A 16,101-nucleotide genomic window follows, 5' to 3' on the forward strand; every position below is an offset into this window, starting at 1 on the left:
AGGATTCTACCTTTTCTCACTATCTTATTTGTTGTAAACTTAGACGTGAGATATCTTGTCGAAACCAACAATTTTTTTGGATATCTGTATACGTGTCAGGCAATTGGAACAGGAAAATTATAGAGCGGAGGTGTTTCCCTTTTGGAAGCGAATGGTTATGTGGCCGCATTAGATATTGGAACGTCAGAGATTAAGCTCGTCGTCGGTGAATTGCTCGGCGGAACGCTTAATATTTTGGCAGAAGGGTGTGCACCGTCTGCGGGTGTAAAACGTGGCGCTGTCGTAGACATCGATAAAACAGTCCAAGCGATCAAACAGGCCGTTGAGCATGCTGAGACATCGCTAGGTGATCAAATTCGATCTGTATACGTTGCCATCGAAGGGGAGCATATCCAAATTGCCCCATGTCACGGAATTGCATCCGTGAAGCGGGAAGATCAAGAAATTACCGACGCAGACGTGATGGAAGTCATCAACTCGGCACAAGTAATGCGATTACCGGACGAGATGAGTGTCATCGATGTGATCCCATCTTCATTCACGGTGGATCAACAAACAGGTGTTGTCGATCCACGGGGTATGTTAGGCTATCGACTTGAGATGCATGGGAAAATGGTGACCGGGTCGAAGACCATTTTACATAGTATTCGTCGTTCGATTGAACGGGCTGGATTACAACTCGAAGGTTTTATTCTAGGAAACCTTGCACTCGGCATGAGTGCAGCTTCTGTAGATGAAATCGATTTAGGAATCGGGCTCGTCGATGTCGGACATGAAAAGACGACGGTTTCCGTATTTTATCGGGGAGACCTCGTCTACTCGTATATCCTCCCGGTCGGTGGAGATCATATGACAAGAGACTTGGTCTATAAACTCAATTGTAAATATCAAGACGCCAAAGTGGCGAAAGAAGAATATGGTCTCGCTCTTGAAGAAATGGCTGATGAGACAGAAGGTTTCTCCTACACGAACATCAATGGGGAAGTGGCGTTCGAACCACAGTCAGAAATTAGCTACGTTTTAGAAGCGAGAATAGAGGAAATGTTTACCCTAATGTTGAATAAGGTTCAAAAAGTAGGTGTTCCGATGCTGAATGGCGGATACTTACTTTGCGGTGGGGCAGCTGCTCTACCGGGTATTCAGGAGTTGGCGACTCGCATTATGGGCCAAAAGACGAGATTGTATCAACCGTCGTCGATTGGTGTCAGACATCCAAAATACGCGACAGCCGTCGGTGTATTGAAATATGTCTTGATGAGTGATCATCACGTTTCGAAATCTCAACTTGAAAAACCGGAAGTTCGCCGGGAAACACTTCACACGAAGCCGGAAGCGACCGATATTCATGTAGGAGAGAACGAATACGAGAGCGATCAAGAGTCGAAAAAAGGATTTAGTCGTTTGATGGAAAAATTATTTGGCGTTTAAGCTGACGATGTAATACAACTTGGAAAATACGTAGGGGGATACCTGAATGATGTACTTTGATGAGGCGATTGACGCCGTAGCAAAAATTAAAGTAATTGGAGTCGGTGGCGGCGGGTCAAACGCCGTTAACCGCATGATTGAACATGGGGTACAAGGAGTCGAGTTCATCGCAGTCAACACGGATGCACAAGCGTTGAACATGTCGAAAGCCGACGTGAAGCTTCAACTTGGTGCAAAATTGACACGCGGTCTCGGTGCAGGTGCGAACCCGGATATCGGTAAAAAGGCGGCTGAAGAAAGCCGTGAACAGTTGATTGAAGCACTTGACGGTGCAGATATGGTATTCGTCACAGCTGGAATGGGTGGCGGAACGGGAACAGGTGCTGCTCCGGTCATCGCCGAGATTTCAAAAGAAATCGGCGCACTCACGGTCGGTGTCGTGACAAAACCGTTCATGTTTGAAGGACGGAAACGTATGCAACACGCACAGCACGGTATTCAAGCGTTCAAAGAAAAAGTAGATACCCTCATTGTGATTCCGAACGATAAGCTTCTTGAAATCGTGGAACGCAACACACCGATGATCGAAGCGTTCCGTGAAGCGGATAACGTCCTTCGTCAAGGTGTACAGGGAATCACAGACTTGATCGCCATCCCGGGTCTCATTAACCTCGACTTCGCGGACGTGAAAACGATCATGACGGAGAAAGGGTCTGCCCTTATGGGTGTCGGTGTCGCGACAGGTGAAAACCGTGCCGTTGAAGCAGCGAAGAAAGCTATTTCGTCACCACTTCTCGAATCTTCAATCGAAGGAGCGAAAGGTGTCTTGATGAACATCACTGGTGGACTTAGCCTTAGCTTGTTTGAAGTGACGGAGGCGGCTCAAATCGTTCAAAGTGCGGCTGATGAAGAAGTGAACTTGATCTTCGGTTCGGTCATCAACGAAAACTTGAACGATGAAATCATCGTTACCGTGATCGCAACTGAATTCGCTGAAGAAGCACAAGGAACGAACCCGTTCCTTCAGCAGCCGAAAAAACAGCCTGAGGTTGAGAACAAGGAACCCCAACCAAAAGCAAATGAAGCGGCTCAACAAGACGAAGGGAACTTCCATCGCCCAGTGTATGGAGGAGACGTCCCAGACGAGACGATCAACATCCCTGCGTTTGTGAGACAACGCCGTAACTAAACAACTAGGGGTGCCGGTACTCGGCATCCCTTTTTCTAAAAGGAGAGACCGATGCAACTGCTACATACTTGGGAAACCGAAACAAACCGTTATCATGCTTACGCGACGACACGAACGGACGGACATAATGCTGGAAACGTCGGACTGCATGTGGGCGATGAAATTGACCGAGTCGTCGAAAATCGTCAACAGTTCTTTCAACAAGCCGGGCTCTCGTTAGAGGACTCCGTGTGGGCGGATCAAGTACATGGTACGACTGTCCAAGTCGTCGATTCGTCGGACAAAGGTAAGGGGGCATTCCGATATGAAGAGGCGATTCCGAAAACAGATGGGCTTCTCACAACCGAAGACGCGTTACCGTTAGCCCTCGTCTTTGCTGATTGTGTACCGCTCTTCTTCTGTGCGAAAGATCATGGGGTCATCGGCATCGCTCATGCCGGGTGGAAGGGAACGGTCGGAAACATCGTTAAGACCATGATGCAGGCGTTTGCTGAGCAAGGAATCGAGGCGACCGATGTAGACATGCTCGTCGGTCCCTCCATCTCAGGAAGTGACTATGAGGTCGATGGTCGTGTTCTCCAGGCCGTCCGGGATGTTTCGCCGATTGCATATGAACGGTCAGTGCGAAACGAGTCGGGTGAGCACGCGCTCTTGTCCCTCCAAACCGTCAATGAAGTATTGGCAAAAGAACATGACACTGAGGTCATGCAATCGAATTTAACGACTGGCGCGGACAGCCCGTTTTTCTCCTATCGAGATGGAGAGACGAAACGTCGGTTTGCGGCAGTCATTGTCAAGGAGCGGAAATCGTGAGTATTTCAGATAATGTTAAAAAAGTTCAATCCATCATGGCATCACATGTTCAAGAAGTAGAACCGACACTCATCGCAGTCACGAAATCGGTCGGTGTCGATGTGGCGAATGCCCTTTATGAAGAAGGGATTCGTGATTTCGGAGAAAACCGTCCAGATTCTTTACTCGAGAAGGTTGAAGGGATGCCGAAGGATGCAAGATTTCATTTTATCGGTACGTTACAGACACGCAAAGTGAGACAAATCATTGATTACGTCGCGGCAATTCATTCGCTCGACCGCTTGTCTCTCGCAGCGGAGATTGACAAGCGCGCGAGCCGAACAATCGATTGTTTCGTTCAAGTGAACACGTCAGGAGAAGATTCAAAACATGGTCTCGAAATAGAGGAAGTCGTACCCTTCATCGAGAACTGTAAACAGTATCCTCATATTCGAATCATCGGGCTGATGACGATGGCACCATTCACTGAAGAAGAGTCAACACTTCGTGAAACGTTCCGCCGTCTCCGTCATCTACGTGATGAAGTGAAGGCAAATGCGTTTGAACACGCACCATGCACGGAGCTGTCGATGGGGATGTCAAACGATTATCCAATCGCGATTGAAGAAGGCGCATCGTTTGTTCGTATTGGTACCGTACTTGTGCAATAATATATCTTAAGGAGGAATCCGTTATGTCAATCAAAAACAAAATGAAAGATTTCTTTGGACTCGAAGAAGATCCGAACAGCACATATGAAGAAGAAGAGTATACTGTGGCAAATGCAGCAGCTCCTTCTACAACCGAAACATCTGTCGTCAGACAGGATGATCGTCCAAAATCAGCGAATAATCTCGTGGCATTAAATACGAAAAAGAAAGACCGTTCAAAAGTCGTATTGGCTGAGCCGCGTGTGTTCGCTGAGGCGCAAGACATTAGCGATCATTTGAAAGAAAACCGTGCTGTCATCGTCAACCTTCAGCGCATGTCAAAAGAGCAATCGCGTCAAGTCGTCAACTTCCTCTCAGGTGTCGTATACGCCCTTGAGGGATCGATGACTTCGATTGGACATAACACGATTCTGTGTACTCCGAACAACGTCGAATTGACTGGTTCAATCTCAAACTTGATATCGGAGGATGAACTTCACAGTAAAGGGTGGTAACTGAATGGAAAACGTAATCCCTGCCTTAGGCAACACGTTGAGCGATCTACTTGGTATCTATAGTTGGGTCCTCATCGGCTATATTTTATTATCATGGTTCCCGAACGCACGCGAATCTAAATTTGGTCAAATCTTATCGTTTTTGTGTGAACCGTTCTTGGCGCCGTTTCGCCGGATCATCCCACCGATTGGTGGTATGCTTGATATCTCCCCAATCGTTGCGCTGTTCGTGCTTCGTATGGCCCAAGCCGGAATCGCTGCGATCTTTGGGTGACGTATGAGCGTCTATGACCATTATCGACCAAGTGAACGCGCGTTCGTTGAACAAGTGCTCGACTGGGTACAACAAGTGGAGAATAGCTATGTGTTGAAATTGACGGATTTTCTAGACCCACGTGAACAGCAAATCGTCAAACAACTCGTCGGGAAACAACTTGTCATTCATGATGATGGCGGATTTGAAGGCGCGGAACGACGTCGTCTGATTTTAGCGCCGGATTACTATGAACTCAATCCAGATGATTTTGAGATTGAGATCCGTCGAATCGAGTACCCAACAAAATTCGTGGACTTGACGCATCGACAAGTGACAGGAACATTGCTGAACGCTGGACTGAAACGTCAAAAGTTCGGAGATGTCGTTCTTGACGATGAGATTGTACAATTTGCGACGACGCGTGAAGCGGTCGGGTTCATTGAAATGAATCTTGAACGTGTCGGAAAAGCGAGAGTTCGCATTTCTTCCGTGCCAAAAGACGAGGTTCTTGTCGTCCCTGCGACCGAATGGATCGAAGGGTTCGGCATCGTCTCTTCCTTACGATTTGATACGGTCGCAAGCGAGGTGCTTAACATCTCTCGGCAAAAAGCGCAGGCGCTCGTCAAACATGGCGACTGTAAAGTGAATCATAAAGTCATTGAAGACGCGAGCTTCATCCTTGAACCGGATGATCTACTATCAGTCCGTGGATATGGTCGCATCAAATTGATGGAGATTCTCGGATCGACCAAACGTGAAAAAATTAAAATCCAGTATGGCACCATACGTTGAAATTAGGAGGAAAGTCGAATGGCGTTGACACCGATTGATATTCATAATAAAGAATTCTCTTCCCGTTTTCGTGGGTACGACATCGATGAGGTCAATGAATTTTTAGATCAAATCATTAAAGAGTTTGAACTATTGATTCGTGAGAATCGACGGTATGAAGAACTTGTCAACGATATGCAAGCCCGCATTGACTACTTCTCCTCGATGGAAGATACGTTGAACAAATCGATTATCGTCGCGCAGGAAGCGGCGGAAGAAGTGAAGAACAATGCTCAAAAAGAAGCGAGTCTCATCTTGAAACAAGCGGAACGTGAAGCGTTCGCTCGTGAAGAGGAAGCGGCGCGCAAAGAGCAACTTGCTGAACGAGAAGTCGTTCAAATGCTCAAGAAAGTAGAGTTGTATCGGACACGCTTCCGCGTCCTCGTCGATGCGCAAATGGAACTTCTCAACAGTACGGAATGGGAAACGATTGTCGGGGAACCGCCTGTGCAGACGGTTCTTGACGATAGAACAGAACTTGCGTATAATGACGACGAAGTCACACGTAATGAAGAACAACACGGATAAATGATCAACACGTTGAGTAGGACGCGTCGATCGAGTCATACCTACGAAGCGACTTAGGGACGGTGAGAGCCTAGGAGAAAGACTTGAATCGGTATCCCCTATGAGTCGTCACGCTGAACTGAAGTAAGCGTGACCGCCTGACCTCGTTATCGGTTACCGAGAGCGGTCTCATGATGATGAGACTAGTAGGGTGGTACCGCGAGTCAACCAACTCGTCCCTATCAGGGATGGGTTGGTTTTTTTGTTTTCTAAAAAATGTTGATGGAGGAGTTTCGATGAACTACAAAGACACGCTATTAATGCCAAACACAGAATTCGCGATGCGTGGGAATTTACCAAAGCGCGAGCCAGCGATGCAAACAGAATGGGAAGATATGGACCTTTACAACAAGGTACAAGAAAAAAATGCTGGGAAACCACAATATATCTTACATGATGGACCTCCATATGCGAACGGTGACATCCACATGGGACACGCGATGAACAAAGTATTGAAAGACATCATCGTTCGTTTCAAAGGGATGAACGGCTATCAGTCTCCAATGATTCCAGGATGGGACACGCACGGTCTTCCAATCGAGAACGCCCTTCAAAAAGCAGGCGTCAATCGTAAGGAAATGACAGTCGCGGAATTCCGTGAAAAGTGTGCAGAATATGCGATGGAGCAAGTGAACTCGCAACGCGAACAATTCAAACGTCTCGGTCTTCTCGCAGACTTTGAGAACCCATACATCACGCTCCTTCCTGAATACGAAGCGGCACAGATTCGTTTGTTCGGGTCGATGGCTGAGAAGGGTTATATCTACAAAGGGAAAAAACCGGTTTATTGGTCACCATCTTCCGAGTCGGCACTCGCGGAAGCAGAGATTGAATATTACGATAAAAAATCACCGGCTATCTACGTGGCGTTCCGTGTCGTGGACGGTAAAGATACGTTGACGTCAGACGATCACTTCGTCATCTGGACGACGACGCCTTGGACAATCCCGGCGAACCTTGGAATCGCGGTAAGTGATGAGTTGACTTACACGCGTATCGAACATGAAGGAAAAGGCTATATCGTCGCGGAAACGCTCGTTGAAGAAGTGACGGCAGCGCTCGGATGGACGGATTACACAGTGAGTGGGTCTTGGAACGGACGTGACTTCGAGTACATGACGGCCCAACATCCATTGTATGACCGGACGTCACTCGTCATCCTTGGCGACCACGTCACTGCGGATGCGACTGGACTCGTACACACAGCACCTGGACACGGGGAAGACGACTATCGCGTCGGACAGGCTTACGGATTAGACGTCCTTTGCCCGGTGGATGACCGTGGCTATATGACAGATGAAGCCCCTGGTTTCGAAGGTCTCTTCTACGAAGATGCGAACAAACAAATTGGTATGAAGCTTGAAGAGAACGGCTACTTGCTCAACTTGAAGTTCATCAAACACTCGTACCCGCATGACTGGCGTACGAAGAAGCCGGTCATCTTCCGTGCGACACCACAATGGTTCGCGTCCATCAAAGATTTCCGTGAAGACATGCTCCGTGAGATCGAGGAAGTGAACTGGGTCCCTGAATGGGGAATGACACGTCTCTACAACATGGTCCGTGACCGTGGAGATTGGGTCATCAGCCGTCAGCGTGCCTGGGGAGTTCCAATCCCAATCTTCTATGCGGAAGATGGAACGGAAATCATCACGAACGAGACAATCGACCACATCGCCAACTTATTCCGTGAGCACGGTTCAAACGTTTGGTATGAGCGTGAAGCGAAAGACCTTCTCCCTGCAGGGTTCACTCACCCGAACAGTCCGAACGGTGAATTCCGTAAAGAGCTCGACATCATGGACGTCTGGTTCGATTCAGGTTCTTCACACGCTGGTGTATTAGAAGAACGCGAAAACCTTCGTCGTCCGGCTGACCTTTACCTTGAAGGATCGGACCAATATCGTGGTTGGTTCAACTCGTCACTCTCGACGGCCGTTGCGACGACTGGGAAAGCACCGTACCGGAATGTCTTGAGTCACGGATTCGTCCTCGATGGGGACGGACGCAAAATGTCGAAATCGCTCGGTAACACGATTGCACCGAACGATCTTGTGAAGCAGTATGGCGCAGAGATCGTACGCCTTTGGGTCGCATCCGTCGATTACCAGTCGGACGTACGTGCGTCACACGATAACTTCAAACAGGTGTCAGAAGTTTACCGGAAGATGCGTAACACGATTCGCTTCTTACTCGGGAACTTGAACGGGTTCGAGCCATCGATGCGTGTCGCATTCGACGATATGCCGGAAGCGGACCGCTTCATGGCGACGAAGCTCAAACAATTGCAGACAAAAGTTGTCAAAGCATATGATGAGTTTGACTTTATGGCCGTGTATCACCTCGTTCATAACTTCTGTGTCAACGAGTTGTCATCGTTCTACCTCGACTTCACAAAAGATATCCTATATATCGAACGTGAAGACGATCTCCGTCGTCGTGCCGTTCAGACGGTCATGTACGATGCCGTCGTCCTCTTGACGAAACTATTGGCTCCAATCCTTCCACACACTGCCGATGAGGCATGGAAAGAAGTGCCTGGAAAGTCAGAAGCAAGCATCTTCTTGACGGATTTAGAAGAAGTGAGCGCGCTCACAGGAGACGAAACGGCATTACTCGAGAAGTGGTCGAAGTTCCTCGTCTTCCGCGACGACGTCCTCAAAGCGATTGAAATCGCACGTGGAGAAAAGTTGATCGGGAAACCGCTCGAAGCGAAGTTGATTCTCGCACCAAAAGCAGAGACTGCCGACTTGTTGAACACGATCGACAATGTCAGCCAACTGCTTCAAGTATCGCAAGTGGAGTGGGCTGAGACGGCAGACGTCGATTATGCGACGACGAAAATCACAGTCATGAAAGCGGATGGAGCCGCTTGTGCACGTTGTTGGACATACTCGACAGAGCTTGGACAAAACGAAGAGCATCCAGAGCTTTGCCCACGCTGTGCATCAGTAATCGGTTAAGACGAACCGGAGTGGCGTCCCCACTCCGGTTTCTTAACGGCTTGAAAGGAGACGCATATGAAACGATATTATGGATTGGCGCTCATCTTGATTTTGATCGATCAACTCACAAAATGGGTAGTCGTTCAAACGATGACAATTGGTCAATCGATTGAAGTCATCCCGAACTTGTTATACTGGACGTCCTACCGCAATAAAGGAGCGGCTTGGGGGATGTTAGAAGGACAGATGGCGTTCTTCTTTATCATCACCATACTCGTCGTTGCCGGACTCGTTTACTTCTTGCACAAAGAGGTGAACGGCTATCAACTCCTCGGATATAGTGTCGGATTACTGTTGGCCGGTGCCATCGGTAACTTTATTGATCGCTTGTTCCGTGGCGAAGTCGTCGACTTTGTCGATACGTATCCGTTCGGATACAACTTCCCGATTTTTAACGTGGCTGATATGGCACTCACGTTTGGTGTCATCTTGATGGTCATCGGGATTTTATTTGAAGAAAAATTACACAAAGAAAGGGGACAATCGTAATGGAATCGTATACTTTTGTCGCCGATGAAAAGGCAAGGATTGATAAGTGGGTCAGTGACCGTGGTGAATGGTCACGCTCTCAAGTACAGGAATGGATCAAGACGGGAGCCCTCCTCGTCAACGGTAGTGCCGTGAAAGCGAACTACAAGCTTCAAGTGGGGGATGAAGTGGAAGTGAACGTGCCGGAAGCGGTCGAACTCGAAGTGTTGCCTGAAGACATCCCGCTCGAGATCGTCTTTGAAGACGAGGACGTCATCGTCGTCAACAAGGCACGCGGGATGGTCGTTCACCCTGCAGCCGGACACACGTCAGGGACGCTCGTCAATGCGCTACTTTATCATTGTGATGACCTCTCGGGTATCAACGGTGTCAAACGTCCAGGAATCGTCCATCGGATTGATAAGGACACGACGGGTCTTCTCATGGTCGCCAAAAATGACTTGGCCCATGAATCGCTGGCGAGCCAGTTGAAGGACAAGACCATCAAACGCGAGTATATCGCGCTCGTCCATGGCGAACTCGTCCACGAACTTGGAACGATTGAAGCACCGATTGGTCGCGATACGAACGATCGTCAGCGAATGACCGTGACGGACCGGAACGCAAAAGAAGCCGTGACGCACTTCCGTTTACTCGAACGTTATAAAGACTTCACGCTCGTGGAGTGTAAATTAGAGACTGGACGCACGCATCAGATTCGCGTTCATATGCGTTATATCGGTCATCCGCTCGCCGGTGACCCGAAATATGGTCCACGCCGCACGATTGATTTGGGCGGTCAAGCGCTCCATGCGGCAACAATCGGATTCCACCATCCACGTACGAAAGAATGGATGGAGTTTGAGGCACCATTACCAGAAGACTTTAATGCGGAACTCGCAAAATTAGATAAAATCGAGAAAACTCGTTGACTTCTGTCACGTTCCGATTTATAGTCTAGGAAGCATAACACCTTTAAACCCAGTCCAGAGAGGCTGTGAAAGGATTGTGACCGCGGTCACATGTACGTCCATTCAACCCCGGCATTCGTATGCCGTTTTTGATGAAGACTCCCTTTCCAGCCGGATGAGGGAGTCTTCTTTTTTAGTGAAGCTTGGAAGGAGGAATCACGTGAAACAATCAGTCATTTTAGATGAGTCAGCAATCCGTCGTGCTTTGACCCGAATCGCACACGAAATCATCGAGCGAAACAAAGGAATCGATGACGTCGTCCTCGTCGGAATCAAGACGAGAGGTGAGACGCTCGCTGACCGACTCGCTCGCCGAATCGAGGAGATTGAAGGCAAGCCGGTCGCACTCGGCAATCTCGACATCACCTTGTATCGCGACGATCTATCGAAGAAGTCGTTAGACCCTGAAGTCAAAGCGACGGAACTACCCCATGATATCAATGGAAAGACCGTCGTCCTCGTCGATGATGTCCTTTACACAGGTCGTACAGTTCGTGCCGCAATGGACGCGCTTGTCGACCATGGTCGTCCGGATTACATCCAACTTGCTGTCTTGATTGACCGAGGCCATCGGGAACTCCCGATTCGACCAGATTTTATCGGAAAGAACGTTCCGACGTCCAAGTCCGAGCAAGTCGTTGTGAGACTCAGTGAAGTCGACACGGCGGATGAAGTCACGATCCATCAGCAATAAACTCATACCTTTAAGGTGGTCCAGAGAGGCCAGGAAGGAGAATTCAATATGAAACAACCTGTTCTACACATCCACGAGCGTCCAGCTCACTTTCCACAATGGCTATTATTCAGCCTTCAACACGTCTTCGCCATGTTCGGAGCGACGATTTTAGTCCCGATTTTGACAGGATTAAATACATCGGTCGCCCTCGTCGCTTCCGGTGTGGCCACGCTCTCATTCTTAGCGATTACCCGCTTCAAAGTCCCAACATACTTAGGTTCAAGTTTTGCCTACATCGCCCCGATCATAGCGGTCAGCCAGCAATGGGGTGTCGAAGCCGCACTCTTCGGCGGAATCGTCGCAGGGTCTGTGTACGGTGTCGTCTCCTTGATCATCTATAAGACAGGCGTCAACTGGTTGCTCCGACTGCTCCCACCGGTTGTCGTTGGACCGGTCATCATGGTCATCGGACTCTCGCTCGCACCGGTCGCCATCGATATGTCGATGAATCAAGATGGTGCCTATAACGGGACGTTCATGACGATTGCCCTGCTTACACTTGGAATCACGATGCTTGCCATGACGAAACTGAAAGGTGTTTGGGGAGCGGTCCCAATCCTCTTTGGAATCGTGGGAGGATACGCAGTCGCAGCGGCATTCGGCATCATTGATTATTCGCCGATTCAACAAGCCAGCCTGTTCCAACTTCCTGACTTCACGATGGTGTTCGTCGACTACATGCCGATGTGGCAAGTCGGTGCCCTTCTCGCCATCGTTCCGGTCGCACTCGTCACGATGACGGAGCACATCGGAGATCAGATGGTCACGTCAAAAATTATCGGACGAGAAACGATGAAAGATCCAGGTCTCCATCGCACGCTACTCGGAGACGGAGTGGGAAAAGCCGTCGCCTCTGCACTCGGTGGACCACCATGTACGACTTACGGTGAGAACAACGGCGTCATGGCCATCACCCGAGTCTACAGTGTCTACGTCATCGCTGGCGCAGCACTCATGGCCATCAGCTTCGGATTCCTCGGTCATATCGAAGCGTTCATCTCGACCATCCCGAACCCGGTCAAAGGTGGAATCTCGATCCTCTTGTTCGGTGTCATCGCCTCGAACGGATTACGGACGATGGTGGAGAGCAAAGTTGACTTGGCAGAAAAACGCAACTTGATCATCTCGTCGGTCATCCTCGTCATCGGACTCGGGGGTGCGATGGTTCAAATCGGGAGCTTCCCGGTACAAGGCATGGCACTCGCGACTGTCGTCGGCATTTTGTTGAACGCCATCTTACCGCATGAAGAAGACGACACAGCAGTCGAAGTCAATACAACTGAAGAAACGAAACAAGCAAGTAACTTTTAATTCGATCCCGTGAGGTCGGCAAAGTGAAGGCTCGTTTATTTGGGTGTACCCTGCCCAGATAAAGGCGTCCCTTCACATCGGTGAAGAGACGCCTTTTCTCTTTGCCTCTAATAAAAGGAGGAGACGAACATTGAATACGATGCAAACAAACGTGAAACCGGTCAAACACTTCGTCAGTTTGGACACACTTTCCCTTGAAGAGATCATGGGCATGATTGAAGAATCATTGCGCTACAAGCAAGGAGATCTTCCTCCTCTGTTTGACGGGAAGACCGTAGCGAACCTGTTCTTTGAAAACTCGACACGTACGAAAAACTCGTTTCAAATGGCCGAACGCCACTTGAACATGCAGGAGATTCCGTTCGATGTGACGACGTCATCGGTCACGAAAGGCGAGACGCTATACGATACGTGTAAAACGCTCGAAGCCATCGGTGTGGATGCACTCGTCATTCGACATCCGGAAGCAGGCTATTATCACGAACTCATCGAAAAGTTGAATATCCCGGTGTTGAACGGAGGGGACGGGAGCGGGGAACATCCATCTCAATCGTTGCTCGACCTCGTTACCATCTTTGAAGAGTTCGGAACGTTCCAAGGATTGAACGTCGCCATCTGTGGTGACCTCGTCCATAGTCGGGTCGCTCGCTCCAACGCAAGCGTCTTGAAGCGCCTCGGAGCAAACGTGGTCGGTTGTAGTCCTGCCTCTTGGTGGGACGATTCGATGGGGCTAGAGCGAAAAGAACTCGATGACATCTTAGGCGAATGTGACGTCATCATGTTGCTCCGTGTACAACACGAGCGCCATATCATGGGAGACGTCTTCTCGAAAGAAGAGTATCACACACAGTTCGGTTTGACGGTCGAACGCGTCGAGCGAATGAAGGCAGGCGCCATCATCATGCACCCGGCTCCGGTCAATCGGGATGTGGAGATTGCGGGAAGTCTGATCGAGCATGAACGGTCACGCATCTTCCCGCAAATGAAGAATGGGGTGTATGCCCGGATGAGCATCTTAAATCGAGCATTAGGAGGACAACAATGATACTTCAAAACGCGACATGGTATGACAAGGGAACGAAGCGTACGACATCCATTCAAGTGAAAGACGGAAAGATAAAATCACTCGACTATAAAGGGGAGACCGAGGGACAAGAAGTCCTCGATGCATCAGGCTATCTACTCGCACCAGGACTCGTCGATGTCCACGTCCACTTGCGTGAACCAGGGGGCGAGGCGAAAGAGACGATTCAGACGGGGACGATGGCGGCAGCGGCAGGAGGATTTACGACCATCTGCTCGATGCCGAACACGAGACCGGTTCCTGACAATCGCGAAACAATGGACGTCCTCCTTCAAAAAATCGAGCAAGATGCGGTCGTACGTGTGTTACCTTACGCCGCCATCACGAAACGACAGCTCGGGGAAGAACAGGTCGACATGGAATCGCTCGCAGATGCCTTCGCCTTCACGGATGATGGGGTCGGTGTCCAATCGGCGGCGATGATGCGACAAGCCATGCGTGAAGCGAAACGATTGAACAAAGCGGTCGTCGCCCACTGTGAGGACAATACGTTAAAGGCCGGGTCGGTCCACGAGGGCAAATTCAGTGAGGCGCATGGCATTCAAGGAATTCCGAGCCTTGCGGAGAGCATCCATATCGCTCGCGACGTTTTGATTGCTGAAGAGACAGGGTGTCATTATCATGTCTGTCACGTCTCATCCCGCCAATCGGTTCGTGTCATTCGGGATGCGAAACGAGCCGGCATCCACGTGACCGCAGAAGTGACGCCGCATCATCTTGTCTTGAGCGAGGACGATATCCCTGGGCTCGATGCAAACTTCAAGATGAACCCACCGCTCCGAAGCGAGGATGATCGACAGGCCCTCATTGAGGGATTGTTTGACGGGGCGATCGATATGATCGCAACGGACCATGCCCCCCATACAGTAGAAGAAAAAGCACAAGGGATAGAGCGGGCTCCGTTTGGAATTACCGGCTTCGAGACTGCCCTTCCACTTCTGTACACGACGTTTGTAAAAACTGGCGTCATGGAGGAGCATCAGTTGCTCGACTGGATGACGAAACGTCCGAGTGACGTATTCGGTTTATCGAGAGGAGAATTGAAAGTTGGGGTGGATGCGGACCTGATTCTCATCGATACGGAAACGTCTCGCACGGTCGATCCTACGACATTTTACTCAAAAGGAAAGAATACACCGTTCGCAGGGAAAGAGCTTGTTGGATGGCCGGTCATGACGATGGTCGGCGGCGAAATTGTATATAAGGGGCGATTTGATGAAACGAACATTATGGCTTGAGGATGGAATGAATTTTGTCGGTAAAGGATTCGGGGCACCGGCTGATACGATGGGGGAAGTCGTTTTCCAGACAGGTATGACAGGATACCAAGAAATCTTATCAGATCCATCATACTGCGACCAAATGATTGTACTGACGAACCCATTGATCGGGAACTATGGTGTCAATCGTGAGGATTTTGAAACGACGATTCCGATGGCAAAAGCGTTAATCGTGAAAGAAGCATGCGATACGCCATCGAACTTCCGTTCAACGGCGACACTCGATGCGACACTCACCCGCTTCGGCATTCCGGGACTTTCGGATATCGATACACGGATGTTGACACGTCATTTACGAGCGAAAGGGGTCATGCGCGGTGTCCTCATCGATGGAGAGTTGACGTGGGACGAGGTACGAACCCGTTTTGATGAAGAATCGCCGAACGATCAAGTCGCACGCGTATCGACGAAGCGGACATATGTGAGTACGGGAGCTGGCCCTCGCATTGCTTTGATCGACTTCGGGGCGAAGCTTGGAATCATGCGCGAGTTGATGAAACGAGATTGTGAGGTCGTCGTCTTCCCACACGATGCGACGGCAGAGGACGTATTACGGTATGAGCCGGACGGCATCATGTTGTCAAATGGACCAGGAGATCCTAAAGACGTTCCGACGGCACTGCCGCTCATCGAGCAACTGATGCCGACGACACCGATGTTCGGGATTTGTCTCGGTCACCAACTGATTGCTCTCGCAAACGGTGCGAACACATTCAAGCTTCCGTTCGGACATCGTGGCGCGAATCATCCGGTGCTCGAGCTTGAGACCGGTGCCGTGACCATCACCTCTCAAAACCATGGATATGCGGTTGAGGAAACGTCACTGCTCGATACACCGCTCATCGTCACACACCGTGCGGTCAATGACGGAACGATCGAAGGGGTAAGACATCTCCATCACCCGACCTTCTCGGTACAGTATCATCCGGAGGCAGCACCGGGACCGTTCGACGCCAACGACTTATTTGACCGATTCATGCAACTCGTACAAGAAAACAAACAGAAAGTGGGAATTTGA

The 16,101-nt window shown here is 49.7% G+C and carries 16 protein-coding genes and 1 other annotated feature; all 16 genes read left to right on the forward strand.

The features are described from left to right. Nucleotides 1-141: 141 nt before the first annotated feature. The gene (gene ftsA, locus GVY42_RS01270; RefSeq protein WP_159562056.1) at nt 142-1,428 is read left to right on the forward strand and encodes a cell division protein FtsA; all 1,287 of its coding nucleotides are present in this window, start codon (nt 142-144) and stop codon (nt 1,426-1,428) included. A 46-nt stretch (nt 1,429-1,474) separates the two neighbouring features. Further along, nucleotides 1,475-2,617 carry a cell division protein FtsZ gene (gene ftsZ, locus GVY42_RS01275; RefSeq protein WP_015881313.1) on the forward strand — a complete coding sequence of 381 codons (1,143 nt, stop codon included), beginning with the start codon at nt 1,475-1,477 and terminating at the stop codon, nt 2,615-2,617. Between the two features lie 51 nt (nt 2,618-2,668). Beyond that, entirely contained in the window at nt 2,669-3,430 is a 762-nt protein-coding gene (gene pgeF, locus GVY42_RS01280) for a peptidoglycan editing factor PgeF (protein WP_159562057.1), read from the forward strand. Further along, complete coding sequence (locus tag GVY42_RS01285) at nt 3,427-4,080, forward strand: YggS family pyridoxal phosphate-dependent enzyme (protein ID WP_159562058.1); 654 nt, start codon at nt 3,427-3,429, stop codon at nt 4,078-4,080. The genes pgeF and GVY42_RS01285 overlap by 4 nt, the downstream gene beginning before the upstream one ends. Before the next feature lie 23 nt (nt 4,081-4,103). Further along, entirely contained in the window at nt 4,104-4,574 is a 471-nt protein-coding gene (locus GVY42_RS01290; RefSeq protein WP_078146655.1) for a cell division protein SepF, read from the forward strand. A gap of 4 nt (nt 4,575-4,578) precedes the next feature. Next, entirely contained in the window at nt 4,579-4,848 is a 270-nt protein-coding gene (locus GVY42_RS01295) for a YggT family protein (protein WP_015881317.1), read from the forward strand. Between the two features lie 3 nt (nt 4,849-4,851). Beyond that, a complete protein-coding gene (locus GVY42_RS01300) occupies nt 4,852-5,622 on the forward strand; it encodes an RNA-binding protein (RefSeq protein ID WP_078146656.1) in 771 nt (256 codons plus the stop codon). Between the two features lie 18 nt (nt 5,623-5,640). Continuing rightward, entirely contained in the window at nt 5,641-6,189 is a 549-nt protein-coding gene (locus GVY42_RS01305) for a DivIVA domain-containing protein (RefSeq protein ID WP_074037318.1), read from the forward strand. Nucleotides 6,190-6,192: 3 nt separating this feature from the next. After that, nucleotides 6,193-6,412: a binding site (T-box leader), on the forward strand. A gap of 52 nt (nt 6,413-6,464) precedes the next feature. Continuing rightward, on the forward strand, nt 6,465-9,191 hold the full coding sequence (ileS, locus tag GVY42_RS01310; protein ID WP_159562059.1) for an isoleucine--tRNA ligase: 2,727 nt from the start codon (nt 6,465-6,467) through the stop codon (nt 9,189-9,191). Nucleotides 9,192-9,248: 57 nt separating this feature from the next. Then, the gene (gene lspA / locus GVY42_RS01315; protein WP_015881321.1) at nt 9,249-9,722 is read left to right on the forward strand and encodes a signal peptidase II; all 474 of its coding nucleotides are present in this window, start codon (nt 9,249-9,251) and stop codon (nt 9,720-9,722) included. Then, complete coding sequence (locus GVY42_RS01320; protein WP_159562060.1) at nt 9,722-10,633, forward strand: RluA family pseudouridine synthase; 912 nt, start codon at nt 9,722-9,724, stop codon at nt 10,631-10,633. The genes lspA and GVY42_RS01320 overlap by 1 nt, the downstream gene beginning before the upstream one ends. Nucleotides 10,634-10,787: 154 nt before the next feature. Beyond that, nucleotides 10,788-11,366, forward strand: coding sequence for a bifunctional pyr operon transcriptional regulator/uracil phosphoribosyltransferase PyrR (pyrR, locus tag GVY42_RS01325; protein ID WP_230872797.1), 579 nt, complete (start codon nt 10,788-10,790; stop codon nt 11,364-11,366). A gap of 48 nt (nt 11,367-11,414) precedes the next feature. Then, nucleotides 11,415-12,719, forward strand: a complete 1,305-nt coding sequence (locus GVY42_RS01330) for a uracil-xanthine permease family protein (RefSeq protein WP_015881324.1) — start codon at nt 11,415-11,417, stop codon at nt 12,717-12,719. 139 nt (nt 12,720-12,858) lie between these two features. Then, nucleotides 12,859-13,764 (forward strand): aspartate carbamoyltransferase catalytic subunit, encoded by a 906-nt coding sequence (locus GVY42_RS01335; RefSeq protein ID WP_159563628.1) that lies wholly within the window; start codon nt 12,859-12,861, stop codon nt 13,762-13,764. Next, entirely contained in the window at nt 13,761-15,041 is a 1,281-nt protein-coding gene (locus GVY42_RS01340; protein ID WP_159562061.1) for a dihydroorotase, read from the forward strand. Before GVY42_RS01335 ends, GVY42_RS01340 begins: the two co-directional genes overlap by 4 nt. Next, nucleotides 15,019-16,101 (forward strand): carbamoyl phosphate synthase small subunit, encoded by a 1,083-nt coding sequence (locus GVY42_RS01345; RefSeq protein WP_201302239.1) that lies wholly within the window; start codon nt 15,019-15,021, stop codon nt 16,099-16,101. The genes GVY42_RS01340 and GVY42_RS01345 overlap by 23 nt, the downstream gene beginning before the upstream one ends.

The sequence above is a fragment of the Exiguobacterium sp. 8A genome (assembly GCF_902506275.1).
In the GTDB taxonomy this organism is placed as follows: domain Bacteria; phylum Bacillota; class Bacilli; order Exiguobacteriales; family Exiguobacteriaceae; genus Exiguobacterium; species Exiguobacterium profundum.